31 protein-coding genes and 1 pseudogene are annotated in these 19,475 nt (G+C 63.5%); 24 read left to right on the forward strand and 8 right to left on the reverse strand.

Features of this window, described 5'->3' with window-relative positions; genetic code table 11:
• From HOP53_RS06725 to HOP53_RS06775, 12 genes are all read left to right on the forward strand, one after another.
• On the forward strand, positions 1-576 hold the full coding sequence (locus tag HOP53_RS06725) for an N-acetylmuramoyl-L-alanine amidase (RefSeq protein ID WP_234269290.1): 576 nt from the start codon (positions 1-3) through the stop codon (positions 574-576).
• 60 nt (positions 577-636) lie between these two features.
• Positions 637-1,008, forward strand: coding sequence for a hypothetical protein (locus HOP53_RS06730; RefSeq protein ID WP_234269291.1), 372 nt, complete (start codon positions 637-639; stop codon positions 1,006-1,008).
• Complete coding sequence (gene lysC / locus HOP53_RS21705) at positions 902-1,129, forward strand: Rz1-like lysis system protein LysC (protein ID WP_422677604.1); 228 nt, start codon at positions 902-904, stop codon at positions 1,127-1,129. Before HOP53_RS06730 ends, lysC begins: the two co-directional genes overlap by 107 nt.
• A complete protein-coding gene (locus HOP53_RS06735; RefSeq protein ID WP_234253174.1) occupies positions 1,126-1,617 on the forward strand; it encodes a phage tail protein in 492 nt (163 codons plus the stop codon). The genes lysC and HOP53_RS06735 overlap by 4 nt, the downstream gene beginning before the upstream one ends.
• Positions 1,610-2,059: a phage virion morphogenesis protein gene (locus tag HOP53_RS06740; protein WP_234269292.1), complete on the forward strand. Its 450-nt coding sequence runs from the start codon at positions 1,610-1,612 to the stop codon at positions 2,057-2,059. Before HOP53_RS06735 ends, HOP53_RS06740 begins: the two co-directional genes overlap by 8 nt.
• Positions 2,060-2,132: 73 nt before the next feature.
• A complete protein-coding gene (locus HOP53_RS06745) occupies positions 2,133-2,651 on the forward strand; it encodes a phage baseplate assembly protein V (protein ID WP_234269293.1) in 519 nt (172 codons plus the stop codon).
• A 2-nt stretch (positions 2,652-2,653) separates the two neighbouring features.
• Positions 2,654-2,851 (forward strand): hypothetical protein, encoded by a 198-nt coding sequence (locus HOP53_RS06750; RefSeq protein WP_234269294.1) that lies wholly within the window; start codon positions 2,654-2,656, stop codon positions 2,849-2,851.
• Positions 2,852-3,190 (forward strand): GPW/gp25 family protein, encoded by a 339-nt coding sequence (locus HOP53_RS06755; RefSeq protein ID WP_234269295.1) that lies wholly within the window; start codon positions 2,852-2,854, stop codon positions 3,188-3,190.
• On the forward strand, positions 3,187-4,116 hold the full coding sequence (locus tag HOP53_RS06760) for a baseplate assembly protein (protein WP_234269296.1): 930 nt from the start codon (positions 3,187-3,189) through the stop codon (positions 4,114-4,116). Before HOP53_RS06755 ends, HOP53_RS06760 begins: the two co-directional genes overlap by 4 nt.
• Complete coding sequence (locus HOP53_RS06765; RefSeq protein ID WP_234269297.1) at positions 4,109-4,732, forward strand: phage tail protein I; 624 nt, start codon at positions 4,109-4,111, stop codon at positions 4,730-4,732. The genes HOP53_RS06760 and HOP53_RS06765 overlap by 8 nt, the downstream gene beginning before the upstream one ends.
• A complete protein-coding gene (locus HOP53_RS06770; protein ID WP_234269298.1) occupies positions 4,729-6,006 on the forward strand; it encodes a phage tail-collar fiber domain-containing protein in 1,278 nt (425 codons plus the stop codon). Before HOP53_RS06765 ends, HOP53_RS06770 begins: the two co-directional genes overlap by 4 nt.
• Positions 6,007-6,016: 10 nt before the next feature.
• A complete protein-coding gene (locus tag HOP53_RS06775; RefSeq protein ID WP_234269299.1) occupies positions 6,017-6,658 on the forward strand; it encodes a hypothetical protein in 642 nt (213 codons plus the stop codon).
• A 45-nt stretch (positions 6,659-6,703) separates the two neighbouring features.
• Here the strand turns inward: HOP53_RS06775 and HOP53_RS06780 are convergent, their stop codons facing one another.
• The 3 genes from HOP53_RS06780 to HOP53_RS06790 form a co-directional block, all read right to left on the reverse strand.
• Positions 6,704-7,300, reverse strand: a complete 597-nt coding sequence (locus HOP53_RS06780; protein WP_234269300.1) for a hypothetical protein — start codon at positions 7,298-7,300, stop codon at positions 6,704-6,706.
• Positions 7,300-8,103: a hypothetical protein gene (locus HOP53_RS06785; protein WP_234269301.1), complete on the reverse strand. Its 804-nt coding sequence runs from the start codon at positions 8,101-8,103 to the stop codon at positions 7,300-7,302. The genes HOP53_RS06780 and HOP53_RS06785 overlap by 1 nt, the downstream gene beginning before the upstream one ends.
• A 156-nt stretch (positions 8,104-8,259) precedes the next feature.
• A complete protein-coding gene (locus HOP53_RS06790) occupies positions 8,260-8,943 on the reverse strand; it encodes a hypothetical protein (protein ID WP_234269302.1) in 684 nt (227 codons plus the stop codon).
• Between the two features lie 176 nt (positions 8,944-9,119).
• Between HOP53_RS06790 and HOP53_RS06795 the strand changes: the two genes are divergently transcribed.
• From HOP53_RS06795 to HOP53_RS06825, 7 genes are read left to right on the forward strand one after another with little or no spacing between them, the layout of a single operon-like run.
• Positions 9,120-10,295 (forward strand): phage tail sheath protein, encoded by a 1,176-nt coding sequence (locus HOP53_RS06795; RefSeq protein ID WP_234269303.1) that lies wholly within the window; start codon positions 9,120-9,122, stop codon positions 10,293-10,295.
• 39 nt (positions 10,296-10,334) lie between these two features.
• Entirely contained in the window at positions 10,335-10,844 is a 510-nt protein-coding gene (locus HOP53_RS06800) for a phage major tail tube protein (RefSeq protein WP_234269304.1), read from the forward strand.
• A gap of 53 nt (positions 10,845-10,897) precedes the next feature.
• Positions 10,898-11,227 (forward strand): phage tail assembly protein, encoded by a 330-nt coding sequence (locus HOP53_RS06805; RefSeq protein WP_234269305.1) that lies wholly within the window; start codon positions 10,898-10,900, stop codon positions 11,225-11,227.
• A 26-nt stretch (positions 11,228-11,253) separates the two neighbouring features.
• A complete protein-coding gene (locus HOP53_RS21550) occupies positions 11,254-11,397 on the forward strand; it encodes a GpE family phage tail protein (RefSeq protein ID WP_267955215.1) in 144 nt (47 codons plus the stop codon).
• A gap of 8 nt (positions 11,398-11,405) precedes the next feature.
• On the forward strand, positions 11,406-13,874 hold the full coding sequence (locus tag HOP53_RS06815) for a phage tail tape measure protein (protein ID WP_234269306.1): 2,469 nt from the start codon (positions 11,406-11,408) through the stop codon (positions 13,872-13,874).
• Between the two features lie 26 nt (positions 13,875-13,900).
• Entirely contained in the window at positions 13,901-14,344 is a 444-nt protein-coding gene (locus HOP53_RS06820; protein WP_234269307.1) for a phage tail protein, read from the forward strand.
• On the forward strand, positions 14,341-15,363 hold the full coding sequence (locus HOP53_RS06825; RefSeq protein ID WP_234269308.1) for a contractile injection system protein, VgrG/Pvc8 family: 1,023 nt from the start codon (positions 14,341-14,343) through the stop codon (positions 15,361-15,363). The genes HOP53_RS06820 and HOP53_RS06825 overlap by 4 nt, the downstream gene beginning before the upstream one ends.
• Positions 15,364-15,563: 200 nt before the next feature.
• Here HOP53_RS06825 and HOP53_RS06830 read toward each other — a convergent pair whose 3' ends face one another.
• From HOP53_RS06830 to HOP53_RS21710, 5 genes and pseudogenes are all read right to left on the reverse strand, one after another.
• A complete protein-coding gene (locus HOP53_RS06830; protein ID WP_234253158.1) occupies positions 15,564-15,905 on the reverse strand; it encodes a hypothetical protein in 342 nt (113 codons plus the stop codon).
• A 30-nt stretch (positions 15,906-15,935) separates the two neighbouring features.
• Entirely contained in the window at positions 15,936-16,286 is a 351-nt protein-coding gene (locus HOP53_RS06835) for a S24/S26 family peptidase (RefSeq protein WP_234269309.1), read from the reverse strand.
• A gap of 12 nt (positions 16,287-16,298) precedes the next feature.
• A complete protein-coding gene (locus HOP53_RS06840) occupies positions 16,299-17,159 on the reverse strand; it encodes a BRCT domain-containing protein (protein WP_234269310.1) in 861 nt (286 codons plus the stop codon).
• 135 nt (positions 17,160-17,294) lie between these two features.
• Positions 17,295-17,759, reverse strand: coding sequence for a S24 family peptidase (locus tag HOP53_RS06845; protein WP_234269311.1), 465 nt, complete (start codon positions 17,757-17,759; stop codon positions 17,295-17,297).
• 90 nt (positions 17,760-17,849) lie between these two features.
• Positions 17,850-18,002, reverse strand: a pseudogene (locus HOP53_RS21710) (helix-turn-helix domain-containing protein); the annotation flags it as partial.
• 73 nt (positions 18,003-18,075) lie between these two features.
• Between HOP53_RS21710 and HOP53_RS06850 the strand changes: the two are divergent.
• The 5 genes from HOP53_RS06850 to HOP53_RS06870 are packed head-to-tail and all read left to right on the forward strand — an operon-like array spanning position 18,076 to position 19,460.
• Entirely contained in the window at positions 18,076-18,300 is a 225-nt protein-coding gene (locus HOP53_RS06850) for a DNA-binding protein (RefSeq protein ID WP_234269312.1), read from the forward strand.
• Between the two features lie 43 nt (positions 18,301-18,343).
• The gene (locus HOP53_RS06855; RefSeq protein WP_234253151.1) at positions 18,344-18,547 is read left to right on the forward strand and encodes a hypothetical protein; all 204 of its coding nucleotides are present in this window, start codon (positions 18,344-18,346) and stop codon (positions 18,545-18,547) included.
• Positions 18,548-18,584: 37 nt separating this feature from the next.
• Entirely contained in the window at positions 18,585-18,773 is a 189-nt protein-coding gene (locus HOP53_RS06860; RefSeq protein WP_234253150.1) for a hypothetical protein, read from the forward strand.
• The gene (locus HOP53_RS06865; protein ID WP_234253149.1) at positions 18,770-19,018 is read left to right on the forward strand and encodes an ogr/Delta-like zinc finger family protein; all 249 of its coding nucleotides are present in this window, start codon (positions 18,770-18,772) and stop codon (positions 19,016-19,018) included. Before HOP53_RS06860 ends, HOP53_RS06865 begins: the two co-directional genes overlap by 4 nt.
• 31 nt (positions 19,019-19,049) lie before the next feature.
• Positions 19,050-19,460, forward strand: a complete 411-nt coding sequence (locus HOP53_RS06870) for a hypothetical protein (protein ID WP_234269313.1) — start codon at positions 19,050-19,052, stop codon at positions 19,458-19,460.
• The last annotated feature ends 15 nt before the right edge of the window (positions 19,461-19,475 follow it).

A 19,475-nucleotide genomic window follows, 5' to 3' on the forward strand; every position in this document is an offset into this window, starting at 1 on the left:
ATGACTCACCCGCTCACGCCTGCTGCCACTCAGGTCAAGTCCCTATTCATCGCCGCCGGCCATTCGGACACCGACCCGGGTGCCGTCGGGCACGGTCACACCGAGGCCGATATCGTGCTCGAGTTCCGTGACCTGCTCGCCGGCTACCTGCGCGGCAAAGTGTTGTTCGACAAAGACGGCCAGCCCGGCCAGAACCTGCCGCTGCGCGAAGCCATCGGCGCCGCGAAGTCGCACGACATCGCCATCGAGTTCCACTGCAACGCATTCACCAACCCGTCGGCCACCGGGGTGGAAACCCTCAGCGCCCGCGAGCACTACCCCCTCGGCAACGCCATCTGCAAGGCCGTGAGCGAAACCCTCGGCATCGCCAACCGCGGCGCCAAGGGTGAAGCCAGCGGGCAGCACAGCCGCCTCGGCTTCATCGCCACCGGCGGCGGCATCATCGTCGAACTGTTCTTCATCACCAACAAGAGCGACCTCGCCAAGTACATCGCCAACCGCCGCCGCCTCGTCGAAGCCGTCGGCAACGTGCTGATCGAAGCCGCTTGCGCCGATACCTACGGCGCGGCGGCATGAAGCTCGCATTGGCCATCGCCGCCGTCGGCTACGCCCTCTCCAATGAATGGAGCGCTTTGCATGAACCACTATCGCAAGCTCGTCGGCATCATCTTAATGGCCCTACCCCTAACCGTCGGTTGGGTGGGCCGTGGCTGGTACGAGGACGCCCGGCGCCTTACCGCCGAGCGGGCCACCCGCCAGGCCATCGATGCCGCCATGGCGCGAGAGTCCGACATAGCCGAGCGCGTCGAAGCCCGTCTCGCCGAGCTCACCGCCAACGAGCGCGTCATCGACAGGGGAATCATTCGTGAGATCGAGCGCCCGATATATCGCCGCGTCTGCCTTGAGCCTGACGCTGTCCGCCTGCTCAACGACGCCGCCGCCGGCCGCGCTCCCGATCCAGCAGAGCCTGCTGCAGCGCTGTCCGGCCGAGCTGCCGGAGCTGACTGACGGTACCGGCGGCGACGTCGCTCTCACCATGAGCGCCTGGGCCAGCCAGTACCACCGCTGTGCCACGCGCCACAACGGCCTGGTTGACGCCATCGAAAGCCATTCGGAGACCCGCCAATGATCAAGCTGCAAGCCCTGCGCAAGCACCTGCTCGAGGCCGTGCCCGACCTCAAGCGTGGCCCCGAGAAGCTGCTCACCTTCGTGCAGGATGGCGGCATCGCCTTCGCTCGTGGACAGCATCTCAGCCACGAGTACCGCGTCGACGCCCAGATCGTCGTCACCGATTACAGCGGCAGCCTGGATACCCTGATGATCCCGCTACTGCAGTGGCTCAGCCGCTACCAGCCCGATCTCGACCCCGACGAGGCCATACGCCTCGAGGCCGAGATCCTCAGCAACGACGCCTGGGATCTCGCCCTCACCGTGCGGCTTACCGAGCGCGTCATCGCCCTGGTGAACTGCGAAACCGGCACCATCAACGCTGAGCACCGTATGCCCGCCTATCCGATAGAGGTCTGCCCGGCGCTCTCCTGGGAGCTTCACACCAAGGCGCCCGGGGAAGATGCCTACCAGCTGGCCAGCAGTTGGGAGAGCCCCACCGATGAGTGAGCGCGATCTGGAATCGTTCGAGCGCTGGCTCGAGCCGCTGATCGAGAAGCTCAGCCCCGGCGAGCGTCGCCAGTTGGCCCGCCAGATCGCCCGCGAGAACCGAATCAGCCAGCGCGAGCGCATCAAGGCCCAGCGCAACCCCGACGGCAGCGCCTACCAGCCCCGCAGCGCCCTGCGCGGCCAGGCCGGCAGCATCCGTCGCAAAGCCATGTTTACCAAGCTGCGTAGCGCCCGCTATCTCACCATGAGCGCAGGCCCCGATGCCGCCGTGGTTCGCTTCATGGGCCGCGTAGCCAGCATCGCCCGGGTTCACCAGCTTGGCCTGCGCGACCGCGTCGCGCCTGGCGGCCCTACCGTACGCTACCCGCAACGCGAACTGCTCGGCTTCACCCGCGCCGATCGCGAGCGCATCCGAGACAACCTGATCGACCACCTCACCTGACCAGGCGTGTACCGCTCGCCCGGTACATTCCCCACCGCTACCGCCCCCTACCCGCGCGCGACAGCATGGCCCCATGAACAACGTCGCCGAACTGCTCCGCCTGATTAACAACCTGATCCGCCTCGGCACAATCGCCGAGGTGGACCACGCCACCGCGCGCGTACGGGTAAAGGCCGGCGAGCTGCTCACCGCCTGGCTGCCGTGGATCGAAGGCCGCGCCGGTACCACCCGTACCTGGGATCCGCCCACCGTCGGCGAACAGGTCGTCGTGTTCTCCCCCGGTGGCGACCTCGCCGCCGGCGTCGTGCTCACCGGCCTGAACCAACAGGCCCACCCGGCCCCCAACAGCAGCCCCAACGTCATCGGCCGCTGGCTGCCCGACGGTACTCGCATCGAGTACGACCACGAAGCCAGCACCTTGACCATCGACTGCGTCGGCGCCGTCCACGTCAAGGCCGCCGGCAAGGTCACCGTCGACGCCGAGAGCATCCACCACAACGGCGGCAGCGCCGTCGTCACTACGGCCCATATCTGCCACCTGACCGGCCTGCCGCATGGCGACGGGTCCAGCACGGTCACCGCAGGGGAATAGCCATGGCCCTCGACAAAGACAGCCAGAAGGTACGTATAGCCGCCGAGTTCGCTGGCCTTGGCGCCGAGCGCGAAGGCGAACATTCATGGGTGGACCGACTGGCCGAGGCCATCGCTAACGCTGTCGTCGATGAGATCCAAAGCAACGCTGAAGTGCCCGTGACTACCGGCAGCTCGGCCGGCACCTACGGAGTCGTGTAGATGACCGGAATGAACGCCCAAACCGGCCGCCGCCTCGAAGGCCTCGATCACATCCGTCAGAGCGTGCGCAACATCCTCACCACGCCCATCGGCTCCCGAGTCATGCGCCGCGACTACGGCTCGCTGCTGCCCGAACTGATCGACGCCCCGCTCAACGACGCCACCCTGCTGCAGGCCTACGCTGCCTCTATCATGGCCCTCATCCGCTGGGAGCCGCGCATTCGCGTGACCGCCATCCGTCGTAGCGTCAGTACAGTCCAGCCCGGCCAGGCAGTGCTCGAAATCGACGGCCAGACCCGCGAAGGCCAGCCCCTGCAGCTCGAGGTACCCATTGCATGAGCGGCCCTATCGATCTCTCCCAGCTGCCGCCGCCGCGCGTCGTCGAAGAACTCGACTACGAGGCCGTCTATGCCGAGCGAAAGGCTGCGCTTCTCGCCCTGGTGCCGGCCGAGCGCCGCGACGACGTCGAAGCCACCCTCGAACTGGAAAGCGAGCCGCTCACCCTGCTGCTGCAGGAAAACGCCTACCGCGAGCTCCACTGGCGGCAGCGTGTCAACGAAGCCGCCCGCGCCGTCATGCTCGCCTACGCCAACGATGAGGACCTCGATCACCTGGTCGCCAACTACAACGTTCAGCGCCTCATGATCGACCCCGGCGACCCCACCGCCACCCCGCCGGTACCGCCCACCTACGAGGGCAACACCGAGCTACGCCTGCGCGGGCAGGAATCATGGGAAGGCCTCAGCGTCGCCGGCCCCACCGGTGCCTATGAGTTCCACGCCCGTAGCGCCGACGGCCGCGTTGCCGATGTCCGCGCCCTCTCGCCCGAGCCCAGCGAGGCACTAATCATCGTCCTGTCCCGAGAGGGAAACGGTGAGGCAAGCCCGGAGCTACTCGGCATCGTTGGCAAGGCCCTCTCTGCCGAGGATATTCGCCCGGTGGGTGACCGCGTGACAGTGCAGTCAGCCGAGATCATCGATTACCAGATCATTGCCGAGCTGCAGCTCTTCGAGGGGGCCAGCAGCGCAGAAGAGCCGATCCTCGAAGCCGCAAACGCCCGGTTGCAACGCTACATCGAAGCCCAGCACCGCCAGCGCCGGCGGCTTGGCGTCAGTATCTACCGTGACGCCATCAAGGCGGCGCTGCACGTCGAGGGCGTCGAGCACGTCAACCTCATCGAGCCCGCCGAGCACTTGATACTCGACAAGACCAAGGCCGCCCGCTGCACATCATTCAGTGTCGTCGTGGGGGTGTCCGATGAGTGAACAGCGACACCCCCTGCTGCCGCCCAACGCATCGCCCCTTGAGCGCGCCGCCGCCGAAGCCCTCGCCGAGATCCAGCGGGTACCGGTGCCACTGCGCCAACTGTGGAACCCTTGGGACTGCCCGGCCCACCTGCTGCCCTACCTCGCCTGGGCATTCTCAGTCGACCGATGGGATCCGAGCTGGTCAGAGGCCGCCAAGCGCTCCGTTATCGCAAGCTCCAAATATGTGCACAGCAAGAAAGGCACCATCTCTGCGCTGCGCCGAGTCGTCGAGCCGCTGGGCTACCTGCTTCGGGTAACGGAATGGTGGGAAACCGAGCCTGAAGGGCCGCGGGGAACCTTCGCGCTTCGTATCGGTGTTCTCGATAAGGGCATCACCGAAGAGATGTTCCTCGAGCTGGAACGCCTCATTGACGACGCAAAACCGCTCACGCGACACATCACCGGCCTCGACATCACCCTGAGCACCTATCTGAACACCTATGTCGGTGTCGCCATCAACGACGGCGACGAGCTTGACGTGCTGCCCTGGGAGAGCCCCGACATCGACGTGGTTTGCCACACCCGCCAAACCCTGGTCACCACTTCCAACGACACGATGGATGTCTACCTATGATCGACGAAAACTCCACATTCGGCGGCTTCCTGACGGCCATCGGCGAGGCAAAGCAGGCTAATGCCAATGCGCTCGAGATTCCCTGGAAGCTCACCCATATGCTGCTGGGCGATGCCAACGGAACAGACCCGGTACCCGAGCATGATCAAACCCAACTGATCAACCAGCGGCACCGCGCCGCAATTAATCAGCTCTCCGTTGATCCGGCCAACCCGGCAATCCTGATCGCCGAGATCGTGCTACCGCCAAATATCGGCGGCTGGTGGATCCGTGAACTCGCCCTCGAGGACGAAGACGGTGACTTTGTCGCGGTGGCCAACTGTCCGCCTAGCTACAAGCCCCTACTCGCCCAGGGCAGCGGCCGTAACCAGGTGGTGCGCATGCACGTGGTTCTCAGCAACACGGCAAACGTGCAGCTGAAGATAGACCCGAGCGTCGTACTCGCCACCCGGCAGTATGCAGATAACGCCATCGCAACCCACGCCGGCAGTCGCAACCACCCCGCTGCCAGCACCGCAGCACAGGGCATGGTGCGCATGGCCACCAGCGAGGAAACTCGGCAAGGCACCCGCACCGACCGGGCCACCCACCCCGCCGGCATCAAATCCGCCATCGAAGAAGCTCTATCAAATGGGGGCTACCAGTTCGCCGCCTACGACGAGGAGCGCACCTATACCACCGGCGAGATCGTCCGCAGCGATGGCGTCTTCTACGAGTTCTACGATCGCGATCAAGACGGCACCGTCCAGGGCGTCGACCCAACAAACTCCGCTAACCGCCCGCACATCTGGATGCAGTGGGACGGCGTCAAGCCGGGCACCACCGTCGAATGGCGCTCAGAGACCTTGCCTGAGGGCTACGTCGAAAACGACGGCAGTGAGATCAGCCGCACCGACTACCGGCGTATTTTCGCGGCATTCGGCACCACCTACGGTGCGGGTAATGGCTCAACCACGTTCGCAATGCCGGACGACCGGGGCGAGTTTAAAAGAGGGCTGGATCGTGGGCGTGGGGTGGATCCGGGGCGTTCTATTAGCGCTCACCAAATGGATCAGTTCCAGGGGCACCGCTTTGGTACTGGTAGTGCAGGCAGCACAGGTAGCACGATGGTAAATGGTCTGGCTGAGGCCGGAAATGAAAATAGATCAGTTGTAAGGGTTACCGGCAGCGGAACTGCCTTAGGTATTCAATCAGACGGAACTAACGGAACACCTAGGGTCGGCAACCAGACCCGCTCACGCAACAACGCCGTCATTTACCTAACCAAGGCCTGAGGAGACCGACATGCGCATCTGGGACATTCACCCCACCGACCGTACCGCTATCGATCCTGCCGGCCGCGAAGCCCCGCGCGATCCCATGCGGCAGCAGCCGCGCATCCCCGCCGGGGCTACCAGCATCGCGCCACCCGAAACGGGCGAGCACCAGGCCGCGCGCTGGACCGGTGAAGCGTGGGTGGTCGTTCCCGACTGGCGTGGGCACGTTTACTGGCTTGCTGACGGCAGCCGCCACGAAATTACCGAGCTGGGCAAAGAGCCACCGGCCGATGCTCTCGACGTAGAGCCGCCCGAGAAAGTCGACACCCTCGCCGCCCGCAAGCGAGTCGATATCGACGCCGCCTCAGTCGCCGCCCTCGACCAGGTCCGCAGCGACTACCCCGACTACGAGCAGCTCAGCTGGGAACGTCAGGAACGCGAGGCTCGCGACGGTGCCGGCCCGCTGATCCAGGCCATCGCCGATGCTCGCGGGCTGTCCCTCGAGGAGCTGATCGAGCGCATCATCGCCAAGGCCGACGCCTATCAGCAGGCCGCCGGCATCGTGATCGGCCGCCGCCAAGCCCTGCGCGACCAGATCGACGCCACCGAAGCCGACGAGGATCTCGACGACGACGCGAAGCGCGCCGCCATCGCCGCCATCACCTGGTAGCGCCACTGCCGACCACACCAGCCCGCCGCCCGGCGGGCTTAACTATCAAATCCCGTAAATCGCCTCGCCTCTCTTAACCGAGTCATAATAATTCTTATAGGCTTGCTGATAGTAAGCAAGGTCGCCCTTAATCTCTCTTACAAGTTGCGGCGCTGAAAAAATAGGGTAAGCAGAAGCCTTATTCATATTTCTTTGCTTTACATTTTTATGCATCCCGATTAGATCGCCGCTTTTATCAATTGATCTCTCCCACTTATTAAAGCCACAGCTTTCATAAAAAGCTTTAAGCCCTTTTTCAGAGATAGCCACCAGCAGCTGAAGCTCTTGTGCCAAGGAGTTAACTAAGAAAGATGCCCCGCCTTGATTTCTATATTTCGCTGGCGTGTATAACGCCCTCAGCCTGGACTCAGGGCCATCCAAGCCATAGTTCACAACAGCCAGCGATAAAGGATGCTCGCCAACTTCTTCGTCAAAAACGCCGAACAGGCTCGCTCGCCCCCCGAAGAATTTTGTTGTTTGGTAGCCTACGTAGTTAATAAAATCCTCATCCCTATAACGAGGCTTTTCGCCAAATACTCCCTTGAAAAGCAAAGCAAGGTATGCGTCTCTACAGCTATGACCTGTAATTTCAAAAAATTTCATTACCCTTCTCCCCGCGCAGGATAAACACCATGGAGCAATTCCCCTATCTGCTGCCACTTACTTTCTACCACACCCAACCCATGATAACTTACGGGCAGACTCAAAAGCCTTGCCACTTCTTCAGCATTCTTTTTCCTAAGAGGGAGATTGTACGCTATAGAACTTCTTATTACCGTCACGTAGTCCCCTATCTCTGCATAGAAATAATCTTTCAGCTCTGGCGCATCCCTCAAGCACTCAGCAACAAATTTCGCAAGCTTATATGGATTATCCGTACAGTTACTGGAAACAAGACTAAGAAAGGCTTTGCTTTCTGAACTCAAAGCATCAGGAAACATTAGCTCATTAAAAAAATGACGACGAAGAGTGTTTGGGCTAATTATTATAGGCTTAAACGCTGCCACTTCATCATCAGTTAAATCGTGAACAACACTCTTCCCCAGCTCACTTATGCAAGAAGACAATAGTGTTGGAAAAATTTTTTCAGCCCGGCTATAAGCCTCGACTTTCCGCTGATGGATCTCCACTTCTTGCAATTGCCTTTCCTGTTGCTCAATCATTTTATCTTGTTTCTCGATCAATCTATTTTGCTGGTTAAGTGTAACCAAGAAAGCGAGGAGCGTGGCAGCGAGTATCGCTACGCCGGCTGTACCAGATGCATAGTTGGCGAAGCTCGCCCAGTCTTTCGGATCATCCGATAGCGGCCACCCATAAAAATGGATTCCATAAGCGCCAAAAGCGACACCGCATACCAACACCACCCCCAGAACGAGTGCCCAGTAGCCCTTCATTGCCTCACGCATCGCTTTATTCTCTCCTGTAATCCTAACCCCACAATACCAAAGCGCAGGCCATTGCCCCGCCCTTCTTGCATAACACTCGGTTTCAGCTACCCACGCGGGCGCTCGGCCCGGTGATGGCAACCGCTACCGCCGCCCGGCGGGCTGTTTCGTTACGGGTCAGCCTGGTTTAGGAATTGCCAAAGTCAAAGGTGCCAGGTTCGGGTCACGCCGCCTAGCCTCATCGCATATATAGGCACAGTGATTCGCCCCATCAAGGCAAATAGCTTTAGCATAACGAAGCGGATACGCATCCTCAGATATTACAAAATCCATACTTCCTGATTTCTGGTCTTGAACCCTAAAATCTTCAGAGTTAACTATATAGCGCGCCGTCCTTATCAGCCCTTCTCTTCTAGCAAGGCACATTGCATATGCACTGGTTAGCTCCACACCAAGCGATGAGAGAATATAACCATCCTGATGGATTGCCTTAGTTGGCTTAGGGTCAAATTCGTGCGTCTCGTTTGCAATTCTGAGAATAAATTGATAATCTCTCTCTGACAAAAACAAGTCAACAGACTGAAAATAGATCAATAACTGAGAAATTTCATTATAAAGCAACTGAAGAGCACTGGTTTCATTTTGGTAACTCCTCTCTTTTTCTCTCTCACTTTCCTTGTAACGCACATACATAGGCAAGGCCAACGCAACAACTAAGGCGATGACCGAAGTTATGGCTTGAAACCAAGCTGGATTCCAATTTTGCGCGGACTGCCTTGCAACGAAGGCAACCATCACCCCCAAAAGTAGCGCCAGAGTAAAAGCCAGAATAACTACACGGCTATTTTTAAACCTATCCATGTCCCCCCCCGGAACTCACATCTCTAGTCAAATCATAACGCCTCACAGCCGATGTGGCTCCAATCATGTACCATTCCCCCGGTACACGCCCCCCTTATGGCCCCCTGCGCACGCGCGCGGCACGGTGACGGCATCACGCCCGTTCTGTCGCCACCCGCCACCGCGCAGGAGCCCCCATGCCCGATCAATATCACCACGGCGTACGCGTCCACGAAATCAATGAGGGCACGCGCCCGATCCGCACCGTCGCCACGGCCGTCGTCGGCCTGGTGGCCACTGGGCCGGAGGCCGACGCCGACCTCTTCCCGCTGGATACCCCGGTGCTGCTCACCGATCTGTATGCCGCCATCGGTAAGGCCGGTACCGGTGGCACCCTGGCGCGCTCGCTGCGGGCCATCGTTGCCGAGGCTCGCACCCTGGTGGTCGCGGTCCGCGTCGAGGAAGGCGCCGATGCCGGCGAAACCACCGCGAACCTCATCGGCGGCGTCACCGAGTCGGGCCAGAAAACCGGCATGCAGGCCCTGCTGGCCGCCGAGCAGCGCTTCGGTATCAAGCCGCGCATTCTCGGCGTACCGGAGCTGGACGATGAGAGCGTGGCCGCCGAGCTGATCAGCATCGCCAAGAAGCTGCGTGCCTTTGCCTACGTCAGTGCCCATGGCTGCGAGACGAAGGAAGAGGCCGTGATGTACCGCGAGGCCTTCGGCGCTCGCGAGGCCATGGTGATCTGGCCCGACTTCCAGGCCTTCGACGTCGACGCTGAGGAAACCCGCCCGCTCTCCGCCGTGGCCAAGGCCCTCGGCCACCGCGCCCGGCTGGACCAGGAATTCGGCTGGCACAAGACGCTCTCCAACATCCCGGTCAACAGCGTGACCGGCATCAGCAAGGATGTGTTCTGGGATCTGCAGGACCCCAACACCGACGCCGGCTACCTCAACGCTGCCGAAGTCACCACGCTTATCAACCGCAACGGCTTCCGCTTCTGGGGCTCGCGTACCACGTCAGACGATCCGCTGTTTGCCTTCGAGAACTACACCCGCACCGCCCAGGTCATCGCCGACACCCTCGCCGAGGCGCACCTCTGGGCCGTGGACAAGCCGATGCACCCCAGCCTGGTGCGCGACATCATCGAGGGCATCAACGCAAAATTCCGCGAATGGGTACGCCTGGGCTACCTGATGGGCGGCGAGGCGTGGTTCGACGAGTCCGCCAACAGCCCCGAATCCCTCAAGGACGGCAAGTTGTTCATCGACTACGACTACACCCCCGTGCCGCCGCTCGAGAACCTCAACCTGATGCAGCGCATCACCGATCGCTACCTGGTCGATTTCGCCGACCGCGTCGCCGCCGCCTGAGCCGGTTCGGCCTCGGTAACCAATTAGGAGAAGCTGAGCATGGCACTTCCCAAGATCCTCAAGGACTTCAACCTGTTCGGGGACGGCAACAATTGGCAGGGCATGATCCCCGAACTCACCCTGCCCGAGATGGCGCGGCGAATGGTCGAGTACGAAGGCGGCGGCATGGATGGCCCCATCGAAGTCGACCAGGGCGCCGAGCTGCAGGTATTCGAGTGGACCGCCGGCGGCATGATCGTCGAGATCTTCGATACCTGGGGTTCACCGATCCACGATGCCGCCCTGCTGCGCCTCACCGGCAGCTACGAGAGCGACGAGACCGGCGAAACCGTACCGGTCGAGATCGTCATGCGCGGCCGCCACAAGACCATCGCCCTGGGCGACGCCAGCAAGGGCGACAACAACCAGATCAGCGTCACCACCACGCTGAGCTACTTCAAGCTGACCGTCGACGGTGAAGTGATCATCGAGCGCGACGTGCCCGGCATGGTGTTCCGCGTGCGCGGTGAGGACCGCTACGCCCAGCGACGCCGGAACCTCGGCGTCTAAACCACCCCACTCCCGGCCGCCACCCGGCGGCCTGATCCGCTCCAGGAGAGACCATGGACGAGCAAGCCAAAGACACCGCCCCCGCCACCGCGCCGGGCATCCCTACCGAAACCGTCACCCTCGATACGCCGATCCAGCGCGGCAGCAAGACAGTGACAGAGATCACCGTGCGCAAACCGCTCAGCGGTGCCCTGCGCGGCGTGGCCCTGGTCGATCTGCTGAACATGGATACCCACATCCTGCATAAGGTGCTGCCGCGCATCACCGAGCCCGCCCTCACCGAGGCCGAGCTGCGCAAGATGGACCCGGCCGACCTGGTGCAGCTGGGCAGCAAGGTGAGCCGTTTTTTGCTGGGCAAGCGGGCGGAGGACAGCGACACGTAATCCTGCCCGCCTATGTCGATGACGCCATGGCGGATATCGCCATGGTGTTTCACTGGGGGCCGGCTGAGATGGCCCCCATGCCCCTCGAGGAGCTGATGGACTGGCGAGAGCGCGCCCGCCAGCGCGTGGAACAGACCAACCGACCGCAACGCTCTCCACAACGCCGATAGGAGCCCGCATGGCCCGCGATCTCAACCTGAGCGTGACGCTCAGCGCCATCAACAGGGCCACCGGGCCACTTCGACAGATCATGCAGGGCAGCCAGGGCGCCGGCCGCGCCATCCGCGAGACCCGCGACCAGCTGCGCAACCTGCAGGACCAGCAGAAACAGCTCACCGCTTTTCGCGACATGAGTCGCCAGAGCCACGCCACCCGGCGGGCACTGATGGACAAGCGCGAAGAGCTGCGCCAGATCTCCCAGCAGCTGCAGAGCACCGAGGGTCCCACCCGTCGCCTCACCCAGCAGCAGGCCAATGCGCAGCGCGAGGTCGACAAGCTCACCCGTGAGTACCGCGGCCAGCGCGACCAGGTGCGCGAACTCGCCCGGCAGCTGCCGCCAGGCATCGAGGGCACCCGCGGCCTCGCCCAACAGAACGAAGCCCTCGCCCGCCAGATCGAAGAGACCAACCGCCGCCTCGAGCGTCAGCAGAACGCCCTGCGCCGCCTGGGCGATGCCGACGTCAGCGGCCGTTTCCGCAACATGACCGGCGAGGCTCGCCGCTTCACGCGTAACCTCACCATCGGCGTTACCCTGGCCGCCGGCTCTATCTTCGGCCTGGCCAACAGCACCGCCACCCTCGGCGACGATGTCGCCAAGACAGCCGACGCCATCGGCATGGGCATCACCGAGCTGCAGGAGCTGCGCTACGCCGCCGAGCGCTCCGGCGTTGCCACCGGCACCCTCGACGGCAGCATGCAGCGTTTCGTTCGTCGTATCGGTCTGGCCGCCCAAGGCTCCGGCGCCGCCAAGAAAGCCTATGAAGAGCTCGGCCTCTCGGCCCAGGAGCTCGCCCGCATGTCGCCCGATCGAGCGCTGGGCATCGTCGCCGATCGGCTCAACGAGATCGAAGACCACACCACCCGGGCCGCCTTTGCCAGCCAGCTGCTGGGCAACTCCGGCGCCGACATGCTCAACATGCTCAAGGACGGCAGCGATGGGCTGACCGACTACGCCCGCCAGGCTCGCCTGACCGGCAGCGTGCTTTCCGAAGAGGCCGCACGCGGCGCCGAGGACTTCAAGGACGCCCTGCTCGATGCCCAGCTCGGCATGAGCGGCATGCGCCACACCATCGGCGCCGAGCTGATGCCCGCCGTTACCCAACTGATGCGCGAGCTCTCCGGCTGGATGCAGGAGAACAGCCACCGGGTACGCGCCTTCGCCCGCGAATTCGGCGAGCGCCTCAAGGCCGCGGTACCGGTCATCATCGAGCTGGCCAGCGGCGCCGCCAGGCTGGCCGGCACCTTGGCGGACATCGTCACCCGAGCGGCCGACATGGTCGGCGGCTTCGACAACCTGGCCATGGTGGTCGGCGGCCTGTTCGCCAGCAAGCTGATCCTCAGCGTGGTGATGTTCGGCATCAGCCTGGTCAAGGCCGGCGCTGCGCTAGCCAGCCTGGCCGCTACCCTGCCGGGCCTGGTCGGCGGCATCAAAGCACTCGGCCTGGCCTTCGCCGCCACACCGATCGGCTGGGTCATCGCCGGCATCACCGCCATCGCCGCCGGCGCCATCTACCTGTGGCGCAACTGGGAAACCATCGGACCCAAGTTCACCGCCCTGTGGGACACCCTGCGAGAGCTCCCCGGCCGCGCCTGGGCCGGCATCAAAGCCGCCTTCGAGGATGGCATCGGCGGCGTGACCCAGCTGCTGGTGGACTGGTCACCGCTCGGCATCCTGTGGCGCGGCATCCGCGCTGGCCTGGCCGCCCTGGGCATGGAGCTGCCCGGCACCCTATCCGAGCTGGGCGGCATGATCATCGACGGCCTGCTCGGCGGCCTGCGGGCCAAGGCCGGCGAGGTGCGCGACGCCGTGACCGGCATCGGCGGCAACATCGTCGGCTGGTTCAAGGAACGTCTGGGCATCAACTCGCCCTCGAGGGTCTTCGCCGGCTTCGGCGGCGATCTGCTGGACGGCCTGATCAGCGGTATCGACGACAAGTGGAGCGTGCTGCGCGACTCCATCGGCAACACCGCCGGCGCCGTAGTCGGCTGGTTCAAGGACCGGCTCGGCATCCGCTCCCCCTCGAGGGTGTTCGCTCAGCTGGGTGACGACACCCTAGCCGGCTACCGCCAAGGCCTGGAGCGCTCCGAAGACGGCGCGCTGCGCGAGATCAAGCACTTCGGCGACCGTGTACGCCGCGCCGGTGCCGGTCTGGCCCTCGGCACCATCGCCACGGCGGCCGTCGCCAGCGGCAACGTCGAGAGCGGTGGCCACGGCGGCGGCATCGCCTTCGATACCCGCCCGCCCATGGCCGCGCCCAGCGCCGGCGGCCTGCAGGTGAGCATCGGCGAGATCAACGTGCACGCCGCCCCGGGCATGGATGAACAGGCCCTCGCCCGCCTTGTGGCCTCCGAGGTGCAGCGCGCCCTGGCCGAGGCCGAGCGCAACGCACGCGCCCGCCAGCGCTCCGCCCTTTTTGATACCGACTGACCGACACCGACTGAGGACACCCAACCATGATGATGACCTACGGCCTGTTCGTGTTCCGCCTGGGTACGGTGCCCTACCAGGAGCTGCAGCGGCAAACCGACTGGCGCCACCCGGGGCAGAGCCGCGTGGGCGCCCGGCCGGCGCGACAATTTCTCGGCCCAGGGGAAGACACGATTACGCTCACCGGCACGCTGCTGCCTGAATTCACCGGCGGCCAGCGTCACCTGGACGAGCTGCGCCGCATGGCCGGCGACGGCAAGGCCTGGCCCCTCATCGAGGGTACCGGCAAGAACTACGGCCTGTTCGTGCTCGAGTCGCTCAATGAGCGCAAGGGCAAGTTCTTCCGCGACGGCGCCGCCGGCCAGATCGACTTCGACATGACGCTGCAGCGAATTGACGACGAGGATCGCGAGCGCCTCGCCGTGCTCGATGCCGCCACCCTGCGTCTGGTGCGGGGGATGTTCGCATGAGCCGCCGGCCCGACTACCGCCTCACCCTGCAGGGGCAATCGCTCCACCCTGAGCTGCGCGCCCGCCTGGGCCGGCTGCGCTTGACTGATCGGCGCGGCATGGAAGCCGACCAGCTCGACCTTACCCTCTCCGACCACGACGGTCGCCTGGCCCTGCCGCCCCGCGGCGCCGAGCTCACGCTTGCCATCGGCTGGCATGGGGAAGGCCTGGTCGAGCGCGGCAACTACATCGTCGACGAGGTGGAGCACAGCGGCAGCCCCGACCAAGTGAGCATTCGCGCCCGCAGCGCCGACATGCGCGGCGACCTGCCCGGCAAACGCAGCCGCAGCTGGGACGATCTCACCCTCGAGCAGATCATCGAGACCATCGCCGGTCAGCACGAGCTCGAGCCCATCATCGGCCAGAGCTACCTCGGCGCCCTGGTCGAGCACATCGACCAGACCGAGGAGTCGGATCTCCATTTTCTCACCCGCCTGGCCGAACGCTTCGACGCCGTGGCCACCGTGAAAGCCAAGCGGCTGCTCTTCGTCGCCGCCGGCCAGGCGCTCACCGCCAGCGGCCTCGAGATCCCCACGCTCACCCTCACCCGCCGCGACGGCGACCAGCACCGCTACACCAGCACCGACCGCGACAGCTACAGCGGCGTAATCGCCCAGTGGCACGACCCCACCGACGCCAGGGTGCACGACGTCATCGCCGGTACCGACGAGAACCCAAAGCGCCTGCGACCCAGCTACGCCAGCCAGGCCGACGCCCTGGCCGCCGCTACCAGCGAGTGGCAGCGCATCCAGCGCGGCCACGCCGAGTTCACCCTGCAACTGGCCGAAGGCGACCCGCGCCTGATGCCGGAAACCCCGGTACGCCTGCGCGGCTGGAAGGAAGAGATCGACGCCACGCCCTGGATCGTCACCGAAGTGACTCACGAGCTGGGCGATGGCGGCTTCACCAGCAGCGTGCAGCTGGAAGTGCGCAATCAGGAAGGCGGCGCTACGCGAAATCTGGAGGAAGACGAAGGGTGAAGGGTCTGGATTTGGCGTAGCGCGCCCATGAAAAAGCCCCGCTCGTCCTGAGCAGGGCTTTTGGAATGGCGCCTCTTTTCATCCCTGGCGACCGCGGCGAATCGATCGCATCGCGAAGCGTCTTCACCAAGTTATCAGCCTGCCGCGGGCACCGATATGGCATATGGCTTACACGGATGTAGGAAAAAGCCGATCCTGACCTACTTGATATCCAGCTGCTTGCTGATGCCGTCCCAGACCGCCAGCACCCGGCCGCCGCGGTTGATCACGTTGGCAGTGCGCAGCACGTTGCCCGGCCCTGCTACCAGGCACTGGAAAGTCTCGACCATGCCCAGGCGGGTGCCGAAGTCGAGCTGATCCCAAACGCCCTCATCCACGGCAAACGACATGGTGCCGTTGATATTGCCAGCGCCGAGAATGATCTCATGCTCCTCCGCCTGCTCCCACTTGGTGAGTGCGTCGTCTTGGTCGCAGGCCATCGCCGTGGTCGATACCGCCAGCATCAGGGCAGCCAAAGCTGCAGCTGCAGTCAATCGTTTCATGGTTGTCTCTCCCCCTTCCCTTGCGTTGTATCAGGCCGTCGCCTGTTGTCTTAAGTGCTGGATGACGACGCCGCGGCAGTCTTTCGCCTTGGCAAAGTGGCCTCGGCCACCGCATGCCGGCATCAGCCGATGACCGCCGCCGATCCGGTGGCTGCGGAACAGCCGGAACTGGCTTTCGATCTCCACCACCACCAGGTCGGCATGCTCCACGGGGCGCGCCTCATCCACCACCAACACATCGCCCTCGATGATACCGCCGTCGCCCCCAGCCTCGTCGCTCACTTCGACCAGGTAGCAGCTGGCTGGCAGCCGCTGGGGTTCAAGCCCATCAAACGCCGGGTGCTCGGCAAGCTGGCAGGGGCCCAAGTAATTCACTTTCATCACCCCTCTCCATCAGCTTGGCACCACGCCGGTATCCAGAAAATCCAAGAACTCCGTTTCGCTCATCACGACAACCCCTTTCGCCTTGGCCTCTGCCAGTTTGCTCGGCCCGGCATTGGGGCCGGCACAGAGGAAATCGAGGTTCTGGGTGACACTCTTTCGCACCTTCATGCCTTCCGACTCGGCCTCGCCCTCCAGCTCTGCTCTGGCTTCGGCATCAAAACCGGTAAACAGGATTTCCAGCGGGCGGCTCTTGGCCTGGCGTGGAGCCACCGTAGCCACCGATGGGCCATTGAGCAGGTGCTCCCCCTCGAGGAAAAAGGCGATGCGATCCCGACGAAAGGTGCGAAGCTCTCCCCGGTCAACACAGAAGCCCTTGATGTAGCGCCCCGAGGCGCTCCAGTTGGCCACCTCGCGCGTGCTGAGATTGCCCTCGGCGTCCTCATACTGAAAGCGCAGATTGCCAGATCGCGCCGGCGCACGGGTGGAAGACGGTGCATGCTGTCGTGATGCAGGTTCGGGCGATACCGGAGCGGCCGGTGGCTCAGGCTGAGATGACGGCGGTGGCGACTCTGCGGGGGCGAGACGACGTTTGGCAGCCCTTCTTGACACCAACAGCGCCAGGAGCATCGGCAAGGCTAGCAGCAACCCGCCGAATATTTCCGCACTCCTCGAGGTCTCGCCCTCTTGCCCGGGAACGCCAAGCAGGCCGCCCAGCATCATCTCGGCACCCAGCATGGCAAAGGGGAAGAACAGGAAGCCGGCCGAATGCCGCCACCACCAGGGGCGGCCATTGGTCTTCATGGAGCGAGCCAGGGCCCACCAGCCCGCCATGCCGAGCGAAAGCCCGCCGATAGTTATTAGGTTCTCCATTGTCATTCCCTTGCGTACAGGCCCCCTCTGGGGCGGTTCTTGTGGGCGGTCTTTCGCCGCCTCGCTTATCGTCAGAGGGTCCGCCAGGTACCCGCCTGGCGCTATGGCATTACTGCATTGTTGCAACAATGCCGGTCACGAAATTCTCCCTATCCGCACCTCACAGCGCCCCAGGATCTCCACCTCGCGCATCTGCTCGGGCTTGATCATCTCGGGCTGGTAGTGCTCGTTGTCGCTGATCAGGTACAGCGCGCCGCCGGCCAGGCGCTGCACGCGCTTGATGCGCCGCTCGCCGCTCACCGTCAGCAGGAACACCCCTTCCTGCCGAATGTCCCGGTTGGCCAGGTCCACCAGCACCCAGTCACCGTCGGCCAGGGTGCTCTCCATCGAATCCCCGCGCACCTTGATGCCCGCCACCTGGGTGGGCTGGATGCCGAGGGCCTGCAGCTGCGCCTCGGGGAAGTAGATATGACCCTCGATCCGCTCGCCTTCCAGGTCACGGCCGGCGCCGGCGGCGCCCTCGACGTCGTAGAGCTTCACTTCGGCCAGACCAGGGCCGGGTGTGCCGGCAACTGCCACATCAGCAGAGCCGTTGATCAACTGGGCAGCCTGACCTTCGTTTGGACCACCAGAGGTCGAACGGATACCAGTTACAACGAACTGAATGTCGACCCCGAGCTTGGAAAGCTTTTCGAGATAGCTCGTGTCGGGGTTTCTCTTGCCTCGCTCGTAATTCGATTGAGCAAATTTCTTTACCCCACCAGCCTCGCCAAAAGCCTCTTGTGACAGGCCCAGCCGGGTTCTTTCCAGCCGAAGCCGCTCACCTAAGTTGGTCGATTGCACAAGCAAACCCTTGACAGTTGTTCATTCGAATACCATCATCTGAGCAACACACGATTGAACACAGGTTAACACAATGCCCCTTACCCGTGAGCAAGCCCGCCAGGCGCTCGATCAACGCGGTATCAGCATCGCCGAGTTCAGCCGCGCCCACGGCCTCAACCCCAACCTCGTCAGTGACCTGCTGGCCGGCCGCAAGAAGGGCCGCCGCGGCGAGGCCCATCGTGCCGCCGTGCTGCTCGGCATCAAGGACGGTGTCGTCACCGACGTCGACGACTTTCCCCCCAAGCCCAAGCCCTAAGGCAAGGCTGAATTTCCTGATCCGCTGCAGAAGGACATTTGCCATGTACCAGGACCCCAAACGCGTTCGAACCAAGAAAACCGTCTACCTCGACCAGTACGAGGAGGGCGTGATCATCGCCTTGGCCAACTACCTGGGCGTGCCCAAGGCCGAGGTCATGCGCGAAATGATGATGAAGGAAGCGCGTGAGGTGCTCGGCGTCGATCTCGCTGGCCTCACGCCAAGCATCACCGATCAAGCCAGCTGAACGGAGCCCCTACATCCACCGTGCATCCGAGGTGCTCATGCCGGAACAACCCATGGAGCTCGATCAGCAGATGAAGGCGGTGCTGGATGCCGTCTGCCAGCAGCAGGGGCTGGAAACCCGCGAGCAGGCCGCCGAGTGGCTGCTGCGCCGGCGCATTCGCCGCGGCGCCCAGGGCCTCACCGGCCGCGGCCGGGCTCTCTACGAAGTGAAACGAGGAAACCAGTGACGCATTCCCGACGCCTCTCGTGCCCCCACTGCGGCAGCTCCATGCGCATCCGCAACTCGGTGGGCATCACGCCGGTGTACCGCGAGGCCTGGGTGCATTGCAGCGACGAGGTGGGGTGCGGCTTCCGCGCCAAGATGGGCATGGAGCTGATCCACACCACCTGCCCCAGTGCCAAGCCGAACCCGGATGTACAGCTGCCGCCGGCGCCTTCCCTGCTGGCCCAGCTGATGAACGAAGCCAACTGATAACCACACGGTACGCAGGAGCAACATCACCATGACCAAGATCACGCCCATCACCGCCGCCGCCCAGTCCCGCGCCGTGGTCCACCAGCTGGACCCGCAGAACCTCGCCATCGGCTGGATGTTCCGCTGCGGCCATCAGCTCGACCGCGTTACCGCCATCGAGGAGCTGACGGTGTATCTGATGAGCGAGCTGGAGCTCCCCGAGCACGTCGCCGAAATCCAGGCGCTGCAGGCCTACGCCGAAACCTCGAGCGTCAACCAGCTGGCCCACATCGACGTCGATGCCACCACGGCCCACCTGGTGGTCATGCGCACTGCCGGCGGTCGCCCCGTGGCCTTCACCGCCGAAGACCTGATGCACGTGCTCTCTCGCGCTCGTGAAGAAGGCAAGGCACGCGTGGTGAACAGCACCACCCGCACGCCGATCGTCATCCAGCAGTAACCCTCTCTTCCACGT

This window comes from Billgrantia ethanolica (assembly GCF_021404305.1).
Lineage (GTDB): Bacteria > Pseudomonadota > Gammaproteobacteria > Pseudomonadales > Halomonadaceae > Halomonas > Halomonas ethanolica.